The organism is Lysobacter enzymogenes, from assembly GCF_023617245.1.
GTDB classification, from domain to species: Bacteria; Pseudomonadota; Gammaproteobacteria; order Xanthomonadales; family Xanthomonadaceae; genus Lysobacter; species Lysobacter yananisis.
The window spans coordinates 2377660-2394763 of sequence record NZ_CP067396.1; the positions used below are offsets into that span (position 1 = coordinate 2377660).

A 17104-nucleotide genomic window follows, 5' to 3' on the forward strand; every position below is an offset into this window, starting at 1 on the left:
GTGGCCCTGCGGAACCTGCCGGGAGCCCTTGTAGGAGCGACGCAAGTCGCGACCGCGAAGCGTCCGCTGGCGTCGAAAGTTCCGTCGCCGCCGCGGCCCTCACACCCATTCGCGCGAGGGCAGGGTATAGCGCCTTTGCGGCCGGCCGATCAGGTCGAGGAAATTGTTGAACACCGCGTCGGCGCGTTGCTGCATGCCGGCGATGTGCTGCGCGGTCAGCGCGCGGATCGCCGTTTCGCTGGTGTCGTGGCCGAGTTCGGCCAGCTCCGCGCGATAGGCCGGATTGGCCAGCCAGCGCTCGATCAGCGGCACGTCCATCTCCAGGTGGAACTGGAAGCCGTAGGCGTTGTCGCCCCAGCGGAAGGCCTGTTGTTCGCAAGTCTGGGTGCGGGCCAGGTGGTGGGCGCCGTGCGGGATTTCGAAGCTGTAGCGATGCCACTGGAACACCGGCGCGCTGCCGGCCAGCGGCGCCAGCACCGGGTCGGTGCGGCCGGCGTCGGTGCTGTGCAGCGGGTACCAACCGATCTCGGGCACGTGATGCTTGCGCACCGGCGCGCCGAGCACGTGCGCGAGCAATTGCGCGCCGAGGCAGATGCCGAGCACCGGCTTGCCCTGTTCGAGCATGGCCTCGATCGCGCGCAGCTCGGTGGTCAGGTGCGGGCGCGCGGCGCGGTCCTCGACGTTCATCGGGCCGCCGAGCACGATCAGCCCGCGATAGCGCTCCAGATTGGGCGCGGCGCCGGGGTCGCGGTCGAAGTTGACGAAACGGATGCGGTGGCCGCGGCGGCGGATCAGCGGATCGAGCGTGCCGAGCGGTTCGGCGGCGACGTGTTGGAAGACCAGGATGCGGGACATGAGCGGCGTGGCGTCGGCTTACGCTTGCGACTATGCCAAAGCGCGCGCGGTTGTGGGGCGTCGCGGCTTATGAATTCTGGTTTTTTGCGTCGGGCGCTAGCGCGGTTTGCCCGCGCCGCTTCCCACCGCCATCCCCGCGAACGCGGGGATCCAGGGCTTTTCGTGCGAGAACGCCCGAGGTCTTCGGATCCCCGCGTTCGCGGGGATGGCGTTTCCGATGGATGCGCCGCGGGCGCTGGCTTGCGCCGCGCCCGCTGCGCGTCCTGCCTCAGCGCGGCCCGCGCGGCTTGAACGGCGGCTTGCGCGGACCGCCGCCGTGCGGCTTCGGCCCGCGCGGACCCGGGCCGCCCGGACGGCCGGCGCCGCGACCGCTGCGGCCGCCTTCGGCGTCGCCCGGCCCGGCGCGCTGGATGCGCAGCGGCTGCCCGGCCACGCGCACCTTCTTCAGGTGTTCCATCAACTCGCGCGGCATGCCTTCGGGCAGGTCGACCAGGGTGTAGTCGTCGCGGATGTCGATGCGGCCGATGTAGCGGCTTTCCAGATCGGCCTCGTTGGCGATGGCGCCGACGATGTTGCCCGGCTGCACGCCGTGGCTGTGGCCGACCTCGATGCGGAAGGTCTCCATGCCGACCTCGCTCTCGCGCGGCGCGCGCTCGGGGCGCTCAGCGCGCTCGGCGCGCGGCGGACGCGGCGCGGGCGCGTCGTCGTCGAAGAACGCCTCGGCGCGGTTGGCCGGCGGGCGCGCGGCGCCCGGCGGGGTGTACTGGCGGTCCTCGTGGCGGTGCGCGGGACGCTCTTCGCGCGGCGGTCGCGGGTCGCGGCGGGCTTCGTCGCGACGGTTGTCGTCGCGGAACTCGCGCCGGTGCGCGCCCGAGTTGGAGGCGTTGTCGCGCTCGATGAACTTGCGCGTGGCTTGGCCGCGATGCTCGCGCGGGCCGTCGCGCTCCTCGCGTGCGTACTTGGGCGCCGCCGGCGGCGGGGTCAGCAGCAGCGGGTTGTCGCCCTGCACCAGCTTGGCCAGCGCCGCGGCGATCTCCACCGCCGGCACGTTCTTCTCGCGCTCGTAGCGCTCGACCAGGTCGCGGAACATGCCCAGCTCGTCGCCTTCCAGCGCCTCGGTGATGCGGCCGAGGAAGCGCGAGACGCGCTGCTCGTTGACCGTCTCCACGCTCGGCAGCTCCATCGGCTCGATCGGCTGGCGGGTGGCGCGCTCGATCGCGCGCAGCATGCCGCGCTCGCGCGGGGTCACGAACAAGATCGCTTCGCCCTTGCGCCCGGCGCGGCCGGTGCGGCCGATGCGGTGGACGTAGCTCTCGGTGTCGTAGGGAATGTCGTAGTTCAGCACGTGGCTGATGCGGTCCACGTCGAGGCCGCGCGCGGCCACGTCGGTGGCGACCAGCACGTCGATCTTGCCGTCCTTGAGGTTCGCGATGGTCTTCTCGCGCTGCGCCTGCTGCACGTCGCCGTTGATCGCCGCGGCCGAAATGCCGCGCGCCAGCAGCTTCTCGGCCAGTTCCTCGGTGCCGAGCTTGGTGCGCGAGAACACGATCATCGCGTCGAAGGTCTCGGCTTCCAGGATCCGGGTCAGCGCGTCGAGCTTGTGCACGCCGCTGACCGACCAGTAACGCTGGCGGATGTTGGCCGAGGTGGTGGTGGTCGACTTGATCGCGATCTCGACCGGGTTCTTCAGGTAGGTCTGGGCGATGCGCTTGATCTGCGCCGGCATGGTCGCCGAGAACAGCGCCACCTGGCGCGATTCCGGGGTCTTCTTGAGGACGTTCTCGACGTCGTCGATGAAGCCCATGCGCAGCATTTCGTCGGCTTCGTCGAGCACCAGGCAGCGCAGCTGCGACAGGTCCAGCGAGCCGCGTTCGAGATGGTCGATGACGCGGCCGGGCGTGCCGACCACGACCTGCACGCCGCGCTTGAGCGCCTGCAGCTGCGGGTAGTAGCTCTGGCCGCCGTAGATCGGCAGCACGTGGAAGCCGGGCAGGTGGGTGGCGTACTTCTGGAACGCTTCGGCGACCTGGATCGCCAGTTCGCGCGTCGGCGCCAGCACCAGCGCCTGCGGCTTGGCCTGGGCCGGATCGATGCTGGCCAGGATCGGCAGCGCGAACGCGGCGGTCTTGCCGGTGCCGGTCTGGGCCTGGCCGAGCACGTCGCGGCCTTCCAGCAGCGGCGGGATGGTGGCGGCCTGGATCGGCGAGGGCGATTCGTAGCCGACGTCGGCGAGCGCGCGCAGCAGCGGCTCGGACAGGGCGAGGTCGGTGAACTTGGGGGAGGAGGGCGCGTCGGTGGGGGTGTCGGCGCTCATGTCGAGGCTCTAGCAGCGCCGGCAGGGCCGGTCGGATGACCGACCAGTTTACTCCGATGCGGGTGGAGCTACGGCTCGGATGCGTCCGGCGGCGCGGCGAGGCCGTCGTGGCGGGCTCGCGGGCTCGCGGCGGCGGCGGGACCGAACCGATGGCGGCGCGAAAGTGCGCGGATTCGCCACGCGGGCCGGGCGTGGGTGGGCGGCCCGCCGGCTGCGACAGGGGCGGTCGTGCGGGCGGGGGCGGCCGGCGTCGTCGGCCCTCGCGGGCGTCGGCGGCGACTGTGCCGGATCGGCCCGATGACGGATTCCGTGCGACCCGGGCTTGCACGTATTTGCACGTTTGTGCACGATTAGCTTCAATCGTGAACGATCCGGAGCCCCGATGTCCGTCGAGGAACTGCTGCCGCAGCAACGCCACCGCCTGATCCTGGAGCGCCTGCTGGCCCAGGGCCGGGTGATCGCGGTCGACCTGGCGCGCGAGCTGGAGGTGTCGCACGACACCATCCGCCGCGACCTGCGCGAGATGGCCGCGGCGGGGCAGTGCCGGCGGGTCTACGGCGGCGCGCTGCCGCTGGCGCCGGACCGCGGCACCCTGGTCCAGCGCCAGGCCCAGGCGCCGGGGCGCAAGGCGGCGCTGGCGCGCGCCGCGATCGGGCTGATCGAGCGCGGCCAGGTGCTGTTCCTCGATGCCGGTTCGACAAACATCGCCATCGCCCAGGCGCTGCCGGCCGACTACGGCCTGACCGTGGCCACCAACGCCCCGGCGATCGCCGCGCTGCTGGCGCCGCGCGAGGACCTGCAACTGATCGCGATCGGCGGCCGGATCGAGCCGCGCATCGGCGCCGCGCTCGGTGCCGGTGCGTTGCGCGAGGTCGAGGCGATCCGCAGCGATTGGTACTTCCTCGGCGTGTGCGGCGCCGACCACGAGGCCGGCATCAGCGCGCGCGACTACGAGGACGCGCAGTTCAAGCAGGCCGCCGCCCACGCCGCGCGCGCGGTGGCGGTGCTGGTTACCGACGACAAGTTCGGCACCGCCGCGCCGTACACCGTGCTCGCCGCCGACGCGGTGGCGGCGCTGGTGATCGAGCACGACGGCGACGCCGCGCAGGCGCGCGCGTTCGCGGCCAAGGGCGCACGGGTGGTGCGCGCCGGGCCGGCGCAGTGAGCGCGGCCGCGGCGGCGCGGTCGCGGAACCGGAGGCGTCGGGCCTGAAGGCCCTCCCACGGCAGCGCTCGCGCTGCACCCCCTCCACCGTGGGAGGGCCTTCAGCCCCGCCGCTTTCGGTTTTGTGGCAGGGACTTCGGTCCCGACGCTTCGACCTTTGTGGGAAGGGCTTCAGTGCCGACGCCTTGATCTTTGCGGCAGGGACTTCGGTCCCGACGCTTTGATTTTTGTGGGGACTTCGGTCCCGAAGCTTCAGCTTTTGCGAAATGGTTTCAGCCCCGACGCTTTGGCTTTCGTGGGAGGGACTTCAGTCCCGACGCTGTTGTCCCCGATCGCCGGCAACCGACCTTTGAACCCGAAGAGATTCCAATGAGCGATCCGCACTCCGCCGCAGCCTCCGACCCCGCCGCCCGCGGCGGCCCCATCGGCGCGCTCGAACGTCTCTCCACCCGCATCGCCTTCTTCATCGCCGGCCTGGCGATGGCCGGCTGGGCGCCGCTGGTGCCGTACGCCAAGGCCCGCACCGGGGTCGACGAAGGCACGCTCGGCCTGTTGCTGCTGGCGCTGGGCGCCGGCTCGATGACCACCATGCCGCTGACCGGCGCGCTGACCGCGCGGATCGGCTGCCGCAAAGTGATCCTGCTGGCCAGCGCCGCGGTCGCCGCGGTGCTGCCGCTACTGGCCCAGCTCGACACCGTCGCCGGCATGGCCGCGGCGCTGTTCGCGTTCGGCGCCGCCATCGGCGCGATCGACGTGGCGATCAACATCCAGGCGGTGATCGTGGAAAAAGCCAGCGGCCGGCCGCTGATGTCGGGGTTCCACGGGTTTTTCAGCGTCGGCGGCATCGCCGGCGCGGCCATGGTCAGCGCCTTGCTGTGGTTGCAGGCGACGCCGCTGGTCGCGGCCTTGAGCGTGGCGGTGTTGCTGGCGCTGTTGATGCTGGCCGGCAGCCGCGGGCTGCTGCGCTACGGCGACGACGGTCACGGCGGCGCGACGTTCGTGCTGCCGCACGGGATCGTGATCCTGGTCGGCGCGCTGTGCTTCGTGGTGTTCCTGGCCGAGGGCGCGATGCTGGACTGGAGCGCGCTGCTGCTGGTCGCGCAGCGCGGCGCCGAGGCCAGCGCCGGCGGCCTGGGCTATGCGGTGTTCGCGCTGGCGATGACCGTGGGCCGGTTCAGCGGCGACCGCATCGTCCAACGCTTCGGCGCGCGGCCGGTGCTGGCGCTGGGCGGGGTGTGCGCGGCGGCCGGTTTCGCGCTGGCGGCGACGCTGCCCTGGATCGGCACGACGTTGCTGGGCTTCGCCCTGGTCGGGCTGGGCTGCTCCAACATCGTGCCGATCCTGTTCACCGCCGCCGGCGCGCAGAAGGCGATGCCGGCCGGCGCGGCGATCTCGGCGGTGAGCACGCTGGGGTATGCCGGCATCCTGATCGGACCGGCCGGGATCGGCTGGATCGCGAAGATCAGCAGTCTGGCGGTCGCGTTCGCGGTGCTGGGCGTGGGGTTGGTGGCGGTGGCGGCCAGCGCGAAGTTGGTGGCTGCGCGCAAGGGTTGAGGGGGCTGGGTGTTGGGTGGCGATTCGCGTTGGCTGCGCTTTTCGTTGCGGTGGAGGCAGGAATGCCGCGAAGCCGGGAGTCTCTGGAGACCGTCATTCCAGCGGACGCTGGAATCCATTTTGACTTGGTGTTGGTTCTGCCTTTGCCGAGGCTATGAGTGAGGACCAGCCAAGATCAGGAGCTTCCGTCCGCAAGCGGCCGGGTCACTTTCTTTGTCTTAAGCCACAAAGAAAGTAACCAAAGAAAAGGCCTTGTTTTTTCGGATCAAGAGCCACTATGGCTCGCAGCGGCGCGGGGCCGCGCCATAAGGGGCATCCATGCCCCATGGCGCGCGTGCGCATCCATGCGCACGCCCTCCGGGGCTGCGGAACATGGGCTTCGCTTGTGGTCGCGTCCGAGCAAGAAGCAACGGCAACGGCAAAATCAAAATGGATTCCGGCTTTCGCCGGAATGACGGGAGATGAGAGCGCAACCCCCACTGCCGTCATTCCGGCGAAAGCCGGAATCCATTTTGATTTTGCTCGTGCTCGTGGCTTTAGCCACTCACCGCGGCCGCCGCGCCAGCCATCGGTCCAGTTGCGCCGCGAACGCTTGCCGGTCGCGTGCGTGCAGCGCTGGCGGGCCGCCGGTCTGGACGCCGGCGCCGCGCAGTTCTTCCATGAAATTGCGGATCGACAGGCGCTCGGCGATGTTGTCGCGGGTGTAGAGGTCGCCGCGCGGGTTCAGCGCGACCGCGCCCTTGGCCAGCGCCAGCGAGGCCAGCGGGATGTCCTGGGTCACCACCAGGTCGCCGGCGGCGAGCCGCTGCACGATCTCGGTGTCGGCCACGTCCGCCCCGGACGGGACCTGGATCGCGCGAATCCAGCGCGAGGGCGGTGTGCGCAGCCATTGGTTGGCGACCAGGGTCAGCGGAATCTGCGCGCGCTCGGCGGCGCGGAACAGGATGTCCTTGATCACCACGGGACAGGCGTCGGCGTCGACCCAGATCTGCGGAGCGGCCGGCGGCGCGGCGGAGGTGTCGGTCATGGCGGGCGGGCGAGGGAGCGATGCGCATTGTGCGGCCGCGGGGCGCGCGCCGTCATGTTGGCGCTGGCCGCGCGCATCCGCCGTCGGTCGCGCGCGCCGCCGGTCGGCCGATGCGTGGCGCGCAAACGGCCGCGCGGCGACGCGGAAACGTCGGCTCGCGCTGCTATGCTCGCTCGCCGCATGGATTGCCCGCGCCCCCACGGCGCCCGCCGCGAAACCGCTCCGATGGACACCGACTCCGCCCAGCGTCGCCCGCCGACCCCGCCCGCCGTGCCGCCCGCCGCCGCAGGCCGGGATGCGGCCGGCTGCGAGCGCGAGGCGGCCGACTTCGCGGGCGAATTCGAAACCCACCTGACCGTGGTTGCGGACCGCGACGGCGCGCTGCAGCGTTTCGCCGCGGCGCACGGCCTGAAGTGCCTGCACATCGAACTGGCGCGCGGCGCGCAACCGCTGCAACCGATGCTGAGCTGGCGCGGCCGCGGCGAATTCGCGCAGCAGCGCGCACGCGCCGAGGCGATCGCGGCGCAGTTGCGCGCGGCCGGCCTGGCGCCGGTGCGGATCAAGATCGAGGCCGCGCCGGGCAACCGCGGCGTGCCGCGGGACGATGCCGACGCCGTCGCCGGCCGCTATTTCGAGAGCCACATCAAGCTGCTGCTGCCCGCCGGCGCGGACCTGGCGGCGCTGGCCGCGCGGGTCGCGGGCCACGGCGCGCACCTGTCGCGCAACGCGTTGCGCACGCGCGAGGACGGGCTGGACGAGCGCTTCGTCACCCAGCGCAGCCGCGGCGGTCTGGAGCGGGCGTACGCGCAACTGCGCGCGCTGCTCGACGAACTCGATGCGATGGACCTGCGCCGGCTCGGCGCGGAAACCGAATACGTGGTGTACGACGACAACCTGGCGGTGGACGATGGCTGGATCGATATGGGAACGGATGACCCGCTGGCTCGGCGCGCAGGGCGATAGCCGGGCCGACCAGGCCGCTGAGATGGAGCGGGCGCGGGCGTTCGCGATAGCGCAGCGCGCGGCGCAGCGTGCGTCGCGCACGATCCGTTACCCGGACAGCACCCAGCTCAGCGGCCAGGGCCGGCCGGACCTGTTCGATCCGGCGCTCAAGCACCGCAGCGACGCTTTCCGCACCGGCGATCCGGCCTTCGCCAGCGACGACGACCGCGAGCGCTGGTACGCCGCGCGCGCCTCGGTGCAGGCGCAGATGCTGCGCGCGATCGCCCGCTCGCCGTGGCGCGACCGGCTGGTCCTGCGCGGCAGCGTGCTGCTGCACGCCTATCTCGGCGAGCGGGCGCGCGCGCCGGGCGACATCGACTGGGTGGTGCTGCCGGACACGCTCAAGCCCGCCGACGAAGCCGCGCGCGAGATGCTGAAGGACCTGGCACGCCTGCTGACCGAGCGCGAAACCATCGGCCCGGTGCGGATCCATTTCGACCGCGTCGGCCACGACGACATCTGGACCTACGAGCGCGCCGAAGGCCGGCGCATGACCATCGTCTGGTCGCTGGACGGCCTGCCCGAGGGCCAGGTCCAGTTCGACTTCGTGTTCTGCGAACGCCTGCCGCAGCCGCCGGTGCCGGTCGGGATCCCGTTGAGCGAAGGCGAGCCGGTGTCGCTGCTGGGCGCCAGCGCGGAACTGTCGCTGGCGTGGAAGCTGGTGTGGCTGCAGACCGACATGTGGCCGCAGGGCAAGGACCTCTACGACGCGGTGCTGCTGGCCGAGCATTGCAACATGCCGCTGCGCCTGTTCGTCGATGCGATCCGCTGCAACGCGGACCACGCCGATTGGGCCGACGACGCCCTGCCGGACATCGCCGCCTGGGAGATCGAGTGGGACAACTTCCGCGCCGAGTATCCGTGGGTGGAAGGCGATCTGGAGGATTGGAAGCGGCGGCTGGCGGCGCAACTGGTGTTCAGCCGCGGCTGAGGCCGGCGCGCCCGCGCGAGGCCGGCTACCATGCGCGCATCCCCAGCGACGGCGCCGGCCATGATCAAGGTCCACCATCTCAACAATTCCCGCTCCCAGCGCGTGCTGTGGCTGCTGGAGGAACTGGCGCTGCCTTACGAGGTGGTGCGCTACCAACGCGACCCCAAGACCATGCTGGCGCCGCCGGAACTGCGCGCGATCCATCCGCTCGGCAAGTCGCCGCTGGTGGAACTGGACGGGCAGGTGCTGGCCGAGTCGGCGGCGATCATCGAGACCCTGTGCGAGCGCTACGACCGCGGCCACGCGCTGTCGCCGCCGCCGCAACCGCTCGATGGCGAGGAACGCCGACGTTACCGCTACTGGATGCACTACGCCGAAGGCTCGGCGATGCCGCCGTTGCTGCTGAGCCTGGTGTTCTCGCGGATCAAGTCCGCGCCGATGCCGTTCTTCGTCAAACCGATCGCACGCGGCATCGCCGACAAGGCCATGACGTCCTTCGTCGGGCCGCAGCTGGCGCTGCACCTGGGCTATATCGAGAGCGAGCTGGGCAAACACGAATGGTTCGCCGGCGAGCGTTTCACCGCCGCCGACATCCAGATGAGCTTCCCAGTCGAGGCCGCCGCCGCGCGTGCCGGCGCCGGGCGGCCGCGGATGCAGGCCTTCGTCGAGCGCATCCACGCGCGGCCGGCGTATCAGCGGGCGTTGGAGAAGGGCGGGCCGTATTCGTTGCTGGGTTGAGGTGGGTGCGGCGCCGCGAAACCCACCCGCCGTCAGGCCCGCGAAGGCGGGCCTCCTGGACTTCACCCAGGCATGGCGCTGAAGTCTCTGGATTCCCGCGTTCGCGGGAATGACGATTGAGGCGGCGCGGCGAAACCTCACCTTCGTCGTTCCCGCGAAAGCGGGAACCCAGGGCTTTATCCAGGCATGGCGCCGAAGTCTCTGAATTCCCGCGTTCGCGGGAATGACGGTTGGGGAGGGGCGGCGAAACCCATCCTCCGCTTGGATTCGCCACCATCGGCACCCATCTCCCCCGCATCCCCGACCGATTCCCGCCGCCCATGCACGCACTGCGCTTCGACAACGCCTTCGTCCGCGATCTGCCCGGCGACCCGGAAACCGCGCCGGGCGTGCGTCAGGTCCACGGCGCGCTGTACTCGCGGGTCGATCCGACCCCGGTGGCGGCGCCGACGCTGTTGGCGCATTCGGCCGAAATGGCAGCGGCGCTGGGCTTCAGCGAGGCCGACATAACCAGCGCCGAGTTCGCGCAGGTGTTCGCCGGCAACGTCTTGCTGCCGGGCATGCAGCCGTACGCGGCCAACTACGGCGGCCACCAGTTCGGCGCCTGGGCTGGCCAGCTCGGCGACGGCCGCGCGATCTCGCTGGGCGAAGTCCTCGCCGACGACGGCCGGCGCTGGGAGCTGCAGCTCAAGGGCGCCGGCCCCACGCCGTACTCGCGCAGCGCCGACGGCCGCGCGGTGTTGCGTTCCTCGATCCGCGAATTCCTGTGCAGCGAGGCCATGCACCACCTCGGCGTGCCGACCACGCGCGCGCTGAGCCTGGTCGGCAGCGGCGAGGCGGTGGTCCGCGACATGTTCTACGACGGCCATCCGCAGGCCGAGCCCGGCGCGATCGTATGCCGCGCCGCGCCGTCGTTCATCCGCTTCGGCAACTTCGAACTGCCGGCCTCGCGCGGCGACACCGCGTTGTTGAAGACGTTGGTGGACTTCTGCATCCGTCGCGATTTCCCGCATCTGGGCGAGCCTGGCGAACGCGTGTACGGCCAGTGGTTCGCCGAGGTGGCGCAGCGCACCGCGACGCTGATGGCGCACTGGATGCGGGTCGGCTTCGTGCACGGGGTGATGAACACCGACAACCTGTCGATCCTCGGCCTGACCATCGATTACGGCCCGTACGGCTGGGTCGACAACTACGACCCGGACTGGACCCCGAACACCACCGACGCCGGCCGCCGCCGCTACCGCTACGGCCAGCAGCCGCAGGTGGCGTACTGGAACCTGAGCCGGCTGGCCGGGGCGCTGTCGCCGTTGATCGCGACGGAGCTCTTGCAGGACGGTTTGCGGCGTTACGTCGAGGTCTACAACAAAGCCGAACGCGACGCCATCGCGGCCAAGCTCGGCCTGCGCGAGTGCGGCGACGAGGACGTGGCGCTGATGCAGGAACTGCGCGGCTGGCTGCAGGCCAACGAAGTCGACATGACGATCTTCTATCGCGCGCTGGCCGATATCGATGTCGCCGCCGACGCGCCCGATCCGTCGCCGCTGGCCGAGGCCTATTACGACCCGACGCGCGCCGTCGAGGCCGAACCGGCATTGCGCGACTGGCTGGCGCGCTACGCCGCGCGTTCGCGCGAGGACGGTTCGTCCGCGGCCGAACGCGTGACGCGGATGAACGCGGCCAACCCGCGCTACGTGCTGCGCAATTATCTGGCCCAGGAAGCGATCGACCGCGCCGAACAGGGCGATCCGGCCGGCGTGCGCGACTTGCTTGAGGTCATGCGCCGGCCCTACGAAGACCAGCCCGGGCGCGAGGCGTTCGCGGCCAAGCGGCCGGACTGGGCGCGCGAGCGGGCCGGCTGCTCGATGCTTTCCTGCAGCTCCTGATTCCCGCAATCCCCCTGTAGGAGCGGCGCGAGCCGCGACCGCGACACCACAACCGCTGCGGAGCCTGCGGCGTAGTTGCGTTGTAGCGGTCGCGGCTCGCGCCGCTCCTACAGGAAGGCCCCGATACAAAACGAAACCCGTGCGCGATGCGAGTCGGCGCACAATCGCGCGATGCCACAACAACCGATATTGCGCGTCCTCGACCACACCGACACCGCGCTGCATCCAGCGTACTGCGAGTACGTCGCGCGCGTGTTCTCCCAGGCCGATTTCCGCCGCTGGTGCGAGTGGGGCCAGTGGGCGCCCGGCTACCTCGCCTACAGCCTGTTCGAAGACGGCCGCGTCGTCGCCAATGCCTCGACGATGCGCCAGCGGCTGATCGTCGATGGCGAGGAGATCCTGGCGTTCCAGTTCGGCGCGGTCGGCTGCCTGCCGCAGCACCGTGGCCGCGGGCTGGCGCGGCGGGCGATGCAGGCGGCGCTGGCCGGCTGCGGCGACGCGCCGGCGTTGCTGTTCGCCAACGACAGCGTGTTGGACTTCTATCCGCGCTTCGGTTTCGCGCCGGCGCCGCAAAGCCTGTTCGAGGCCGCGCACGCCCTCGCGCCCGCGCCGCAGCGCGCGCCGCAACGGGATCTGGCCGATGCGGACGTGCGCGAACGCTTCCTGGCCGTGGCCGCGCGCGCGGCGCCGCTGGGGCGCTGCTTCGCCAGCCGCGACTACGGCCGCACCGCGACCTGGTACGCGGCCAACGGATACGCCGCGCCGCTGTTCGAAGTCGATGCCGATACCTGGGTGTTCGCCCAGGAGCAGGACGGAGTGCTGACCATCGAGGACGTGTTCGCGGTGGCGCCGTCGCACGCGGCCCTGGCGGCCGCGTTGCCGCGCCTGATCGTCGGCCCGGTCGAGACGCTGCGCTTCGGTTTCGACCCGTGCGCGCTGTGGCCGCAGGCCGGCCCGGCCGGGGCGGACGACGAGGCCGGCTTGTTCCTGCGCGGCATCGACCCGGCCCGGTTGGGGCCGCACAGCCGCTTCCCTTCGCTGGCGCGGACCTGATCGGCCGAGGCTGCGGTCGTGGCGCCCGTGCGGCCGCGCGCACGATCGCGGCAAAGGCGGCACGAAAGCGGCGCTGGGCCGCGGCCCCGGGTAGAATGCGCGCATGCCTTTGATCACCGTACAGAACGCCGACTACAGCGTCGGCGGCCCGCTGCTGCTCGAAAACGTCGAACTGGCCATCGAACCGGGCGAACGCATCGCCCTGATCGGCCGCAACGGCGCGGGCAAGTCCACGCTCATGAAGCTGCTGGCGGGCGAGCTCGTCCCCGACGATGGAGAGATCCGTCGCGAGGGTGGGGTGCGCGTCGCCCGGCTCGAACAAGAGGTCCCGGCCGGCGCCAGCGGCAGCGTGTTCGACGTGGTCGCCGACGGCCTCGGCGAACTCGGCCACTGGCTGGCCGAATTCCACCACCTCAGCCACGCCGAGCATTACGACGCCGACGCGGTCGCCAAGGTCCAGACCAAGATCGAGGACGCCCAGGGCTGGGGCCTGGACCAGCGCGTCGAAGAGACCCTGACCCGGCTCGGCCTGGACGGCGAAGCCGCGTTCGACGGCTTGTCCGGCGGCATGAAGCGGCGGGTGCTGCTGGCGCGCGCGCTGGTTTCGTCGCCCGACCTGCTGCTGCTCGACGAGCCGACCAACCATCTCGACATCGAAGCCATCGACTGGCTCGAACAGTTCCTCAAGTCCTGGAGCGGCGCGCTGCTGTTCGTCACCCACGACCGCCGCTTCCTGCGCGCGCTGGCGACCCGCATCGTCGAGATCGACCGCGGCCGCGTCACCAGCTGGCCCGGCGACTGGGACAACTACCTGCGCCGGCGCGAGGAGCGGCTGAACGCCGAGGCGCAGGAAAACGCGCGCTTCGACAAGCTGCTGGCGCAGGAAGAGGTGTGGATCCGCCAGGGCATCAAGGCCCGCCGCACCCGCGACGAAGGCCGCGTGCGCCGGCTCAAGGCGATGCGCAACGAGCGCGCCCAGCGCCGCGACAACGTCGGCAACGTGCGCATGGAATTCGCCCAGTCCGAGCAGTCCGGGCGCAAGGTGCTCGAGGCCAAGGACGTGGACTTCGACTACGGCGGCCAGCCGATGCTGCGCGGGTTCTCCGGCACCGTGTTCCGCGGCGACCGGATCGGCCTGATCGGCCCCAACGGCAGCGGCAAGACCACCTTGCTCAAGGTGCTGCTGGGCGAACTGGCGCCGAAGGCCGGCGAAGTGCGCCTGGGCAGCAACCTGCAGATCGCCTATTTCGACCAGTACCGCGCGACCCTGCGCGAGGACTGGAACGCGATCGAGAACGTCGCCGAGGGTCGCGAGTACGTCGAGGTCGGCGGCAAGAGCAAGCACATCATCGGCTACCTGCAGGATTTCCTGTTCACCCCCGAGCGCGCGCGCGCGCCGATCACCCGCCTGTCCGGCGGCGAGCGCAACCGCCTGCTGCTGGCCAAGCTGTTCGCCCAGCCGTCCAACCTGCTGGTGATGGACGAACCGACCAACGACCTCGACGTGGAAACGCTGGAGCTGCTGGAAGAACTGCTCGGCGACTACCCGGGAACCTTGCTGCTGGTCAGCCACGACCGCGACTTCCTCGACAACGTGGTGACCTCCACGCTGGTGATGGAAGGCGAGGGCGGGGTCGGCGAGTACGTCGGCGGCTACAGCGACTGGCTGCGCCAGCGTCCGGCCGGGGCCGCGCCGGCCAAGGCCACCGCCGCGGCGATGGCCAAGCCCGCCGCCGTCGCCGCGCCGGCGCCCGAGCCCGCCGCGGCCAAGCGCAAGCTCAGCTACAAGGACGCGCGCGAGCTGGAGCAGTTGCCGGCGCGGATCGAGTCGCTGGAAACGCGCGTGTCCGACCTCACCGCGCAAATGAACGACCCGGCCTTCTACCAGCGCGACGCCGCCGCGATGGCCGCGCACAACGCCGAACTGGCCAAGGCCCAGGCCGAGCTCGACCACGCCTACTCGCGCTGGTCCGAACTGGAAGGCTGAGCCGCCGCCGGCGCCCCGCGAGGGCGCCGGCTGTGGGAGGGCTTCAGCCCCGAGGCCTTCCGCTCCGCCACGACGCACCGCCGGACTGAAACCCCGATCCCGCGCCCCACAACCGGCTGGTTGCGGGAGGGCCCCGGCTGTTTTGGGCAGGGCTCCGGCCGTTTTGGGGAGGGGCTCTGGCTGTCGTGGGAGGGGCTTCAGCCCCGACGCCTTTCGCTCCGCCGCGACACACCACCGGACTGAAACCCGCCTGCACCGACCCCGAGTCCCACAACCGACTGTTTTGGGCAGGGCTTCAGCTGTCGTGGCAGGACTCCTGCTGTTGTGGGAAGGGCTTCAGCCCCGACGCCTTCCGCTCCGCCACGACACACCGCCACCCCAACGCAGCGGAGTGCGCACCCCAACCCCGCCCCCCCAACTTCCGGCCATTGCGCCGCCCCCGCCGCGGGCCCGTAATCGCCGCATCGACGCCGCCCACCGGCGCAGGAGCCCCGATGCGCGCCGCCCGCCACGCCCACGCCGCATCGCGCCGCGCGCCCGAGGCGCGCGTCGGCCCGCCCGCCGCCGCGCCGCAACCCGCATGACCGCAGCCTACCGCACCCGCCACGAACGCAACGCCACCCTGGCCACGCACCGCCACCGCGAGCCGTACGCCGCGCTGGTGCTCGAGGGCGACTACACCGAAGCCAGCCTCGACGGCCCGCTGCCGTGCGCGGCGGGAACCCTGGTTCTGCATCCGGCCTTCCACGCCCACGGCGACCGTTTCGGCCGCAGCGGCGCCAGCGCGATCAATCTGGAACTCAGCCAGGCGGCCACGCCCGGCGTCGCCGCCGATCCGGCCTTCGCCGCCCGCGCCTGGCGCGTGCACGATCTGAACGAAGCGCGCGAAGTGTTCGAACGCGCGCCGCGGCGCCTGGCCGAGCTGCTGGCCTGCGCGCAGCCGCTGCCAGCGGCGGCGCTGCCGGACTGGCAGGGCGAACTGCTGCGGCGCATGGACCAGGACGAGCGCGAGATCGCCGAACTGGCGCGCGAACTCGGCGTCTCGGCCGAGCACGCCAGCCGCGCGCTCGGCCGCAGCTTCGGCATGTCGCCGCGCGCGCTGCGGCGCGAGGCGCGCTGGCGTCGCGCGCTGCGCCTGCTGGCCGCGCCGATGGCGTTGGCCGACGTCGCCGCCGCGGCCGGATTCGCCGACCAGAGCCACCTGCACAAGGTCGTGGTCGCGCATGCCGGCTGCACGCCGCTGCAGCTGCGGCGGCAGGTGCTGGCGCCGGCGGAATGCCGGGTCGAAGCGAAGATCAAGTGCGTACAAGACCCGCACGCCGCGCGCGCCGCCTAATGGCCCCGACGCGCGCCGCGCGACTCCGGAGCCCTCCCATGCGCCACCGTTCCCCGTTGTTGTTCTTGTTGCCGGCCGCCGCGCTGCCGCTGTTGATCGGCTGGGCGATCGGCGCCACCGCCGCGCCGCCGGCGGCCGCGCCGGCCAGCGGCCCGCAAGCCGCCAGCGCGGTCAGCCAGGCGCTCGGCGCGGCGCTGCGCGCCGACGCGCCGGCGGCGCTGGCCGTGCTCAAGGCCGCGCCGGCCGAGCAGTTCCAGGGCAAGGACGCGGACTTCCGCCAATGCATGCTCGAACGCCACGAGCGCAAGGCGCCGCCGCCGGTCGTGGCGGCGAGCGCGACCGCGCCGCGCGATGCGTTCGCTACGCAAGTGCTGGGCATCTACCAGCGCTACTGGTGGCATGCGGTGCGCGAACCGCAGCGGCGCGGCGAGCTCGAACGCACGCTCAAGGCCGAACTGGCCGCGGCGATCGGCGAACCGGCGCCGGGCGACGGCGAGGAAGCGTTCGAAGCGCTCTACGCCAAGCTCGACGCGCACCTGCGCGAGAGCGGGCTGCATCCGCTGCAGGGCCGTACCCCGCCGCTGTACGACCTGTTCCTGTGGGGTGGACAGGAGCAGCGCGACTACACCGTCGCGCTGCCCGGCGGCGTCGCCCAGCCGGTCGAGGTGTTCGTGATGGACGGCTGGATCAGCCGCGGCTGGAGCCACTACACCGCCTGCGGCAAGACCGGCGCGGCCGGCTGGGTCAAGCCCGAGGGCCTGTACGCGGTGCGCGAGTCCTACGGCGACCTGCAGGGCGAAGACTTCAAGGTCAGTTTCCTCGGCCACGAGGCCCAGCATTTCGCCGACCTCGCGCGCTGGCCGAAGCTGCCGCCGTGGCGGCTGGAATACCGCGCCAAGCTGGTCGAGCTGGCCCAGGCCGACAGCAGCCGCGAGAAGCTCCTCGACCGGTTCTATCGCGCCCAGGACGACGACCTCGATCACCCGCATCCCTACGCCAACAAGCGCGTGCTGACCGACGCCGCCAAGGCGCTGGGACTGGGCGCCGACGCCGACCTGCGCAAGGCCGACCCGGTCGCGCTGCGCCGGGTCGCCGCCGAGGCTTTGCTGGCCGATACGCGCAAGCTCGAAAGCGAACCGGCGGGAACCTACGCCGAGCCGGCCAAGGGCGAGGCCAAGCCCGCGGCGCGGCCGCAAGCCAAGTCCACGGACAAGCCCGCGAGCAAGCCCGCGAGCAAGCCCTGAGCGCGCGGCGCGGCGC

General features: G+C 71.6%; 14 protein-coding genes. 10 read left to right on the forward strand and 4 right to left on the reverse strand.

The features are described 5' to 3' along the window. Positions 1-99 precede the first annotated feature (99 nt). Both JHW41_RS09945 and JHW41_RS09950 read right to left on the reverse strand, forming a co-directional pair. Positions 100-855: a type 1 glutamine amidotransferase gene (locus JHW41_RS09945; protein ID WP_250449791.1), complete on the reverse strand. Its 756-nt coding sequence runs from the start codon at positions 853-855 to the stop codon at positions 100-102. 268 nt (positions 856-1123) lie between these two features. Then, complete coding sequence (locus JHW41_RS09950; RefSeq protein WP_250449792.1) at positions 1124-3169, reverse strand: DEAD/DEAH box helicase; 2046 nt, start codon at positions 3167-3169, stop codon at positions 1124-1126. Positions 3170-3551: 382 nt separating this feature from the next. Here JHW41_RS09950 and JHW41_RS09955 point away from each other — a divergent pair, with 382 nt between their 5' ends. Then, a complete protein-coding gene (locus JHW41_RS09955; protein WP_250449793.1) occupies positions 3552-4334 on the forward strand; it encodes a DeoR/GlpR family DNA-binding transcription regulator in 783 nt (260 codons plus the stop codon). Positions 4335-4585: 251 nt separating this feature from the next. Here JHW41_RS09955 and JHW41_RS26785 read toward each other — a convergent pair whose 3' ends face one another. Further along, the gene (locus JHW41_RS26785) at positions 4586-4717 is read right to left on the reverse strand and encodes a DUF6053 domain-containing protein (RefSeq protein ID WP_428995494.1); all 132 of its coding nucleotides are present in this window, start codon (positions 4715-4717) and stop codon (positions 4586-4588) included. On the opposite strand from JHW41_RS26785, the gene JHW41_RS09960 reads away from it, so the two are divergent. Next, complete coding sequence (locus JHW41_RS09960) at positions 4703-5887, forward strand: MFS transporter (RefSeq protein ID WP_250449794.1); 1185 nt, start codon at positions 4703-4705, stop codon at positions 5885-5887. The two genes, JHW41_RS26785 and JHW41_RS09960, sit on opposite strands and share 15 nt — an antisense overlap. 544 nt (positions 5888-6431) lie before the next feature. On the opposite strand, the gene JHW41_RS09965 is transcribed toward JHW41_RS09960, so the two are convergent. Continuing rightward, the gene (locus JHW41_RS09965; RefSeq protein WP_057948063.1) at positions 6432-6914 is read right to left on the reverse strand and encodes a YaiI/YqxD family protein; all 483 of its coding nucleotides are present in this window, start codon (positions 6912-6914) and stop codon (positions 6432-6434) included. A 225-nt stretch (positions 6915-7139) separates the two neighbouring features. Between JHW41_RS09965 and JHW41_RS09970 the strand changes: the two genes are divergently transcribed. The 8 genes from JHW41_RS09970 to JHW41_RS10005 all read left to right on the forward strand — a co-directional run bounded on the left by JHW41_RS09970 (position 7140) and on the right by JHW41_RS10005 (position 17088). After that, positions 7140-7877 carry a hypothetical protein gene (locus tag JHW41_RS09970; RefSeq protein WP_250449795.1) on the forward strand — a complete coding sequence of 246 codons (738 nt, stop codon included), beginning with the start codon at positions 7140-7142 and terminating at the stop codon, positions 7875-7877. Continuing rightward, positions 7846-8847 carry a nucleotidyl transferase AbiEii/AbiGii toxin family protein gene (locus tag JHW41_RS09975; protein ID WP_250449796.1) on the forward strand — a complete coding sequence of 334 codons (1002 nt, stop codon included), beginning with the start codon at positions 7846-7848 and terminating at the stop codon, positions 8845-8847. Before JHW41_RS09970 ends, JHW41_RS09975 begins: the two co-directional genes overlap by 32 nt. Before the next feature lie 60 nt (positions 8848-8907). After that, positions 8908-9585: a glutathione S-transferase gene (locus JHW41_RS09980; protein WP_250449797.1), complete on the forward strand. Its 678-nt coding sequence runs from the start codon at positions 8908-8910 to the stop codon at positions 9583-9585. A 320-nt stretch (positions 9586-9905) separates the two neighbouring features. After that, the gene (locus tag JHW41_RS09985; RefSeq protein WP_250449798.1) at positions 9906-11468 is read left to right on the forward strand and encodes a protein adenylyltransferase SelO; all 1563 of its coding nucleotides are present in this window, start codon (positions 9906-9908) and stop codon (positions 11466-11468) included. 189 nt (positions 11469-11657) lie between these two features. Beyond that, positions 11658-12521, forward strand: a complete 864-nt coding sequence (locus JHW41_RS09990) for a GNAT family N-acetyltransferase (protein ID WP_250449799.1) — start codon at positions 11658-11660, stop codon at positions 12519-12521. Positions 12522-12624: 103 nt separating this feature from the next. After that, positions 12625-14508 carry an ATP-binding cassette domain-containing protein gene (locus JHW41_RS09995; RefSeq protein WP_250449800.1) on the forward strand — a complete coding sequence of 628 codons (1884 nt, stop codon included), beginning with the start codon at positions 12625-12627 and terminating at the stop codon, positions 14506-14508. 580 nt (positions 14509-15088) lie between these two features. Further along, positions 15089-15844, forward strand: coding sequence for a helix-turn-helix domain-containing protein (locus JHW41_RS10000; protein WP_250449801.1), 756 nt, complete (start codon positions 15089-15091; stop codon positions 15842-15844). Between the two features lie 38 nt (positions 15845-15882). Further along, positions 15883-17088, forward strand: coding sequence for a hypothetical protein (locus JHW41_RS10005; protein WP_250449802.1), 1206 nt, complete (start codon positions 15883-15885; stop codon positions 17086-17088). The last annotated feature ends 16 nt before the right edge of the window (positions 17089-17104 follow it).

Excerpts from the sequence above, each read along its gene's own strand:
- JHW41_RS09945 (WP_250449791.1), bottom strand. The coding sequence starts at position 855 with ATGTCCCGCATCCTGGTCTTCCAACACGTCGCCGCCGAACCGCTCGGC.
- JHW41_RS09950 (WP_250449792.1), bottom strand. The coding sequence starts at position 3,169 with ATGAGCGCCGACACCCCCACCGACGCGCCCTCCTCCCCCAAGTTCACC.
- JHW41_RS09955 (WP_250449793.1), top strand. The coding sequence starts at position 3,552 with ATGTCCGTCGAGGAACTGCTGCCGCAGCAACGCCACCGCCTGATCCTG.
- JHW41_RS09960 (WP_250449794.1), top strand. The coding sequence starts at position 4,703 with ATGAGCGATCCGCACTCCGCCGCAGCCTCCGACCCCGCCGCCCGCGGC.
- JHW41_RS09965 (WP_057948063.1), bottom strand. The coding sequence starts at position 6,914 with ATGACCGACACCTCCGCCGCGCCGCCGGCCGCTCCGCAGATCTGGGTC.
- JHW41_RS09970 (WP_250449795.1), top strand. The coding sequence starts at position 7,140 with ATGGACACCGACTCCGCCCAGCGTCGCCCGCCGACCCCGCCCGCCGTG.
- JHW41_RS09975 (WP_250449796.1), top strand. The coding sequence starts at position 7,846 with ATGACCCGCTGGCTCGGCGCGCAGGGCGATAGCCGGGCCGACCAGGCC.
- JHW41_RS09980 (WP_250449797.1), top strand. The coding sequence starts at position 8,908 with ATGATCAAGGTCCACCATCTCAACAATTCCCGCTCCCAGCGCGTGCTG.
- JHW41_RS09985 (WP_250449798.1), top strand. The coding sequence starts at position 9,906 with ATGCACGCACTGCGCTTCGACAACGCCTTCGTCCGCGATCTGCCCGGC.
- JHW41_RS09995 (WP_250449800.1), top strand. The coding sequence starts at position 12,625 with ATGCCTTTGATCACCGTACAGAACGCCGACTACAGCGTCGGCGGCCCG.
- JHW41_RS10000 (WP_250449801.1), top strand. The coding sequence starts at position 15,089 with ATGACCGCAGCCTACCGCACCCGCCACGAACGCAACGCCACCCTGGCC.
- JHW41_RS10005 (WP_250449802.1), top strand. The coding sequence starts at position 15,883 with ATGCGCCACCGTTCCCCGTTGTTGTTCTTGTTGCCGGCCGCCGCGCTG.